The organism is Streptomyces solincola (assembly GCF_002982015.1).
Classification (GTDB): Bacteria; Actinomycetota; Actinomycetes; order Streptomycetales; family Streptomycetaceae; genus Streptomyces; species Streptomyces solincola.
On record NZ_PVLV01000665.1, the window covers coordinates 1 to 5,602 of the forward strand.

A 5,602-nucleotide genomic window follows, 5' to 3' on the forward strand; every position below is an offset into this window, starting at 1 on the left:
CGGCGGCGACGGCTACGACTTCCGCCCCATGCTGGCCGGGGTCAAGCCCGTCATCTCCGGTGCCGACCTCGCCCTCTGCCACATGGAGACGGTGTACGGCAAGGACAGCGGGCCGTTCACCGGCTACCCGTCCTTCAAGTCGCCGCCGCAGATCGCCGCCGCGCTCGCCGCCACCGGCTACGACTCCTGCTCCACCGCGTCCAACCACACCCTGGACGACGGCGCCGACGGACTGGCCCGCACCCTCGACGCCTTCGACAAGGCCGGCGTGCGGCACGCCGGATCGGCCCGTACCGCCGAAGAGGCCCGGCGCCCCGTCCTGCTCAAGGCCGGCGGCGCGACGGTCGCCCACCTCGCGTACACCTACGCCATCAACGGCGACCGCGTCCTGGAGGGCCGGCCCTGGGCGGTCAACATCATGGACGAGGCCAAGATCGTCGAGGACTCCCGGGCGGCCCGCGCCGCCGGCGCCGACGTCGTCGTGGTCAGCATCCACTGGGGCACCGAGTGGGAGACCGAACCGGACGTCGACCAGCGCGACCTGGGCCACAACCTCACCGCCTCCACCGACGACGACGGGCTGCGCGACATCGACCTCATCGTCGGCACGCACGCGCACGTCCCGCAGGCGTACGAGAAGGTCAACGGCGCCTGGATCGTCTACGGCATGGGCGACCAGATCGCCGGCGACATGATCAACACCGACGGCGCCTTCGACCCGCGCGGCAACCAGGGCACCATCGGCCGCTTCACCTTCACCCCGCCCGCACCGGGCGGCGAGCGCTGGTCGGTGTCCCGGGCGGAGTTCATCCCCCAGTGGTTCAACACCGGCACCGGCCGGGTCACCGACGTCAACGCCGCCATCCGGCGCGGCGAGAAGCTCACCGACGTGCGCGACCGCATCCGTGAGGTCGTCCTCAGCCGCGGCGGCGCCGCCGACGGCCTCACCATGCCCCAGTAGCCCGTCCCGAGCCCGGCACGCCCTCCGTCCGCCCGCAACGGCACCGTGAAGGACGACCATGACAGCAGACGCTGACCAGACCACACCCGGGCGGCGCACGGTGCTGCGCCTCGCCGCGGCGCTCGGCGCCACCACGGCGGTCGGCCTCTTCGCCGTGGACCGGTTCGCCTCGCCCGACGGGACGCCGCCCAGGGCGCCGGCCGCCGCCTCGCCCACCGCGTCCCCGCCCGCCGGCCCGGCCGCCGGGCCGGCCCCCGGCGCGGTCCCCGCCGCCGTCCCGGACGGCGTCGCGGTGCCGGGCGCCGCCGGGCCGCAGGCGGCCGCGGGCCAGGCGGGCGCCGCCGGCTACCGCCTCCAGCCCATGACGGCGTACACCCCGCCGCGCTTCCGGCGCGCCCTGCCCCCGGTGCGCGTGCGGCCCTTCCTCCAGGTCGCCCCGGCCGGCCGCACCATGGTGCTCACCTTCGACGACGGCCCCGACCCCCGCTACACCCCCGCCATCCTCGACACCCTGCGCCGGCACCGCGTACGGGCGATGTTCTTCCTCTGCGGCGAGATGGCCGACGCGCACCCCGACCTGGTCAGGCGGGCCGCCGCCGAGGGGCACGTCCTGGGCAACCACTCCTGGTCGCACCCGCTGATCCCGTCCTTGCGGCCCTCCCGCATCCGCGGCGAGCTGGGCCGCACCAGCGAGGTGGTCGAGCGCCTCACCGGCGCGGCCCCGCTCTGGTACCGGGCCCCGTTCGGCGCGTGGAACAAGCACTCCTTCGAGATCGGCGCGGAACTGGGCATGGAGCCGCTGGCCTGGACCGTGGACACCCTGGACTGGACCGAGCCGGGCGCGGACGCCATCGTCGGCCGGGTCCGGGCCGGCGCGGCCCCCGGCGTGGTGGTCCTCTCGCACGACGCCGGCGGCGACCGCTCGGGCACCGTGGCCGCCCTGGACCGCTACCTCCCCGAGCTGCTGGACTCCGGCTACCGCCTCACCGTGCCCCGCCGCTGAACCCCCGCCCCGCGTACGGCGAGAGGCGTACGGGGACGGCGTACGGCGGCATGCGTACGGCGGAGGGCCCCGGCGCCGCTCCCGGCGCCGGGGCCCTCCGCGTCGACCGTGCGCCGGCTCAGCGCACCTCCACCATCCGCGCGAAGACCACCACGTTCCCGTCGTAGCCGTTCGCCTTGGAGTAGCCGCCGCCGCAGGTGATGACCCGCAGCTCCGGGTGACCGGTGTCGCCGTAGACCCGCACCCCGGGGAAGTCCTCCTTGGAGAACACCTCGATGCCGTACACCTCGAACACCGCGATCCGCCCGTCGAAACGGGTCACCTCGATCTGCTCGCCGCCCTTGATGGCGCCCAGGCGGTAGAAGACCGCGGGCCCGGCCTCGTTGTCGACGTGCCCGACGACCACCGAGGTGCCGCGCTGCCCCGGGGAGATCCCGTTCTGGTACCAGCCGGCCATGTTGGCGTCCTGCGCCGGCGGGGCGTCGATCCAGCCCTCCCGGTCCAGCCCCACGTCCATCACCGGGGCGTCCACGCCGATCGAGCCGATCCGCACCCGCGAGGCCGGGGCGTACTCCAGCGGTTGCAGACCGGCCACCGGCACCGGCGCCGCGCCCCGCTGGCTCTGCGCGGAGGCGGCCAGCCGGGTCGGCTGCGGCGGCCCGGGGTCGGTGTCCACCCCGTTGCGCATCATCGCCAGACCCGAGAGCATGACGAGAGCCAGCGCGCCCCACGGCGACGGTCTCCTCAGCTCGGCGAAGCCACTGCGGCGTCCCAGACCCATGACTCTCCCTTCGCGGCGGCGTGCGCGCGGCGCTGTCCCCGCACGGTAAGCGCGCCCCGCGACTCCGGCGATCCGGGCGGGGCGAACGGGTGGCGCCCGTCCTGCCGCCTCCGCGCCGACCGGGGGAGGGGCCGGCGGCCGGCCGGTCGCCCCCCGGTGCCCGCCGGGGCCAGTCGGGTTGCCCCGTCCGGGTGTTCATGCCCGCCGGCCTCCTGACGGGGTGTGACCTGCGGTTCAGTCGATCTTGGCGACCGGCCGCCCGGCGTGTCGGCTCACCGGGGTGGCCGAACCCCGAAATGCGCTTGTACGACCGCCTTGTGACAGTTCGTCGTGGAGGACGTACTCGTCGAATCCACCGGAGCGCCGCTTCGGAGCGTCTTCCACTGGAGGTTCAACCATGCGTGCTTCACGCGCTCTCGTGGTCGCCGCCACCGCCGGCGCGGCCATCGGGCTCTGCGTCCCGGTGGCCGCGGCCACCAACGCGCCGAACGGCGGCGGCCCGAACGGCGGCTCGCACGACCGCCCGCGCAACGTCACCGTCGAGCCGAGCCGGGTGCACCAGGGCGGCCAGCTCGCGGTCAGCGCGTCGGGCTGCTCGCGCGGCGGTGTGGTCTCGTCCAACGCCTTCCCGCGCACAGCCCTCACCATCAACCGCTCGGGGCAGTCGGCGGCCACCCCGCGCGTCTACGACAACGCCACGCCGGGCCAGTACACCCTGGCCGTGCGCTGCAACGACTCCGGCGGCCGCGGTGGCGACGGCGGTCGCGGCGGCAACGGCTTCGACGAGGACGAGTTCGGCCGGGGCGGCAACGGTGAGGTCGTGACCCGCACCTTCACCGTCATCCGGGGCCGCGGCACCGAGGGCGGTCTGGGCGGGTCCATGGCGCCGACCTCAGCCGAGACGGCCGTCGGCGCCGGACTGGTGGCCTCGGCGGCCCTCGGCGGCGGGCTGTTCATCAGCCGGCGCCGCCGCCTGATCGGCGGAAGGGCCTGACCGGCCGAACCTCCCGGTCCGGCCGTACACGCCCGGCGCCCCGAGCCCTCAGCCGAGGACTCGGGGCGCCGGGCGTGTGCCGAGCGGGGGCGGATCAGTGCCGGCGGCCGTCGGCCCGCCGGCGCACCGCGTAGACCACGCCGGTCGCCGCGGCCACCGCCAGCGCCGTACCGGCCGCCAGCTCGCCGGCGTTCCAGCCGCCGATGCTGCCGCCGACACCGCCGCGCACCCCCTGCGAGGGGGCCGGCGACGCCGGGACGGAGACCGGCGCGGAGGCCGCCGCGCTGGGCATACGGGTCGAGGAGCTGGTGGGCGGACGCGAGGACGACGCGATGGTCAGCTCCGCGGAACCGGGCTGGCCGCCCGCGCAGGTGAAGTTCACCGTGTAGACCGCGCCGCGCCGGGCGTCCCAGTCGACGGTGGCCGCCACCGAGCGGCCGGCCGGGATGGTGACCGTGTCGAACACGCCGGCCGACGCCATCGCGATGCCCCGGCAGCCCGGGGCCGACACGGCGACCCTGCCCCCCGGCTGGACGCTCGACGGGCTGACGGTGAAGTCCCCGGGGGCCTTCGCGCCGGGGGCGGCCGCCGCCGCGGCCGGGACGGTCAGGGCACAAGCGGCCGCTCCGAGCAGAGCGGCACAGGCGGCGCCTATCGCACGCATCGTCGATCCTCCGGTCCCGAGGAGCAGGTGCGGAACGGGTATTCCACAAGGGGCCTGAAATGCACCTCGACACCGCCTCACGCTAGGAGCGCATTACCACAGCCGCGATCCCCGTCGTGCGAACGGGTCACCCGCGTCACCCGACCGGCGGGCATCGCGCCCCGTCCCGCGCCGTCACCGCGCCACGTCCGGGAACAGCAGCTCGAACGGCTCCCGGGTCGCGGAGATGCCCATCCCGAACGGCGCGTCCAGCGCCCAGATCAGGAACAGCAGGAACGCGATCAGCGCGCTGAACAGCCCGGCCAGCAGCAGCTCCCGGAACGTCCGGCGGATCTGCAGGGTGAAGATCAGCCCCACCGTCACCAGCGCCCCGATGATCAGACCGAACCACACCACCCCCGGCATGGTGGAACCCGCGTTGTCCGCCCGGGACCCGCGCGCGTCGTCCACCGCCGCCACCTGGTCCACCAGCGGCTGGTACGCCTCGCCCTCGTGGTCGGTGGCCGGCTCGTAGTCGGTGACCGAACGGCGCACCTGCGCCAGCAGCGCGCCGCCCTCCTCGGTCAGCTCGCCCCGCTCGGCCATGCTGCGCCACTCCGGACCGGTGACCTGGCGGACGTAGGCGCGTACGTCGGAGCGGACCCGCTCGCGCACCGCCGCCGGCCACACCTCCACCCGTACGTCCACCTCGTGCAGCGCCTGCGCCTCCTGGCGCACGCTCTCCTGCGCGGAGCTGCGGCCCTCCCAGACGCCCGCGATGGCCAGGCCGAGGACGATCGCGTACACCACGCCGATCATCATCGTCATGTACTCGAGGACGTCGGGGGTCTCGGTCGGATCGTCGTCCTCGGCGACCCTGCGTTGGTTGATGACGACGATGGTCAGCACGACCGCGCAGGCGGCGGCCATCGCGATGGACAGGACGACCCAGTGCGACACGGGCGACTCCGGGAGTGGTGGTTTCGGAGGTCCTAGCGGGAGGACCGGGGACGCAGGATGGCGGCGGCCAGCAGCGCGGGGGCCATGATCAGCAGGATCACGGTCACCGTGGACGGGCCGCCCGCCGGCTCGACCCGCTGCGCCCTGCGGTACGCGGGCCGGGCCACCGCGGCCGGCACCGGCGGCGGTGTGAGCGAGGGCGCCGGCGTCGGTGAAGGCGTCGGCGCGGGCCGGGGCGCGGGCGGCGGCGGTACGGGGAG

Annotated in this window: 6 protein-coding genes; 3 read left to right on the plus strand and 3 right to left on the minus strand. The window is 75.3% G+C overall.

Annotated features, from left to right (window positions below):
- Both C6N75_RS29000 and C6N75_RS29005 read left to right on the plus strand, forming a co-directional pair.
- Positions 1-961, plus strand: a 961-nt coding sequence (locus tag C6N75_RS29000; RefSeq protein ID WP_105871819.1) for a CapA family protein, incomplete at its 5' end; no start/stop codon positions are given.
- A 58-nt stretch (positions 962-1,019) separates the two neighbouring features.
- Complete coding sequence (locus tag C6N75_RS29005; RefSeq protein ID WP_105871820.1) at positions 1,020-1,964, plus strand: polysaccharide deacetylase family protein; 945 nt, start codon at positions 1,020-1,022, stop codon at positions 1,962-1,964.
- A gap of 118 nt (positions 1,965-2,082) precedes the next feature.
- On the opposite strand, the gene C6N75_RS29010 is transcribed toward C6N75_RS29005, so the two are convergent.
- Positions 2,083-2,739, minus strand: coding sequence for a class F sortase (locus C6N75_RS29010; RefSeq protein ID WP_407703289.1), 657 nt, complete (start codon positions 2,737-2,739; stop codon positions 2,083-2,085).
- A gap of 403 nt (positions 2,740-3,142) precedes the next feature.
- Here C6N75_RS29010 and C6N75_RS29015 point away from each other — a divergent pair, with 403 nt between their 5' ends.
- Positions 3,143-3,739: a hypothetical protein gene (locus tag C6N75_RS29015; protein WP_105871822.1), complete on the plus strand. Its 597-nt coding sequence runs from the start codon at positions 3,143-3,145 to the stop codon at positions 3,737-3,739.
- A gap of 94 nt (positions 3,740-3,833) precedes the next feature.
- Here the strand turns inward: C6N75_RS29015 and C6N75_RS29020 are convergent, their stop codons facing one another.
- Together C6N75_RS29020 and C6N75_RS29025 are read right to left on the minus strand one after the other, a co-directional pair.
- A complete protein-coding gene (locus tag C6N75_RS29020; RefSeq protein ID WP_105871823.1) occupies positions 3,834-4,403 on the minus strand; it encodes a hypothetical protein in 570 nt (189 codons plus the stop codon).
- 174 nt (positions 4,404-4,577) lie between these two features.
- A complete protein-coding gene (locus tag C6N75_RS29025) occupies positions 4,578-5,342 on the minus strand; it encodes a bestrophin-like domain (RefSeq protein WP_105871824.1) in 765 nt (254 codons plus the stop codon).
- Between the last annotated feature and the right edge of the window lie 260 nt (positions 5,343-5,602).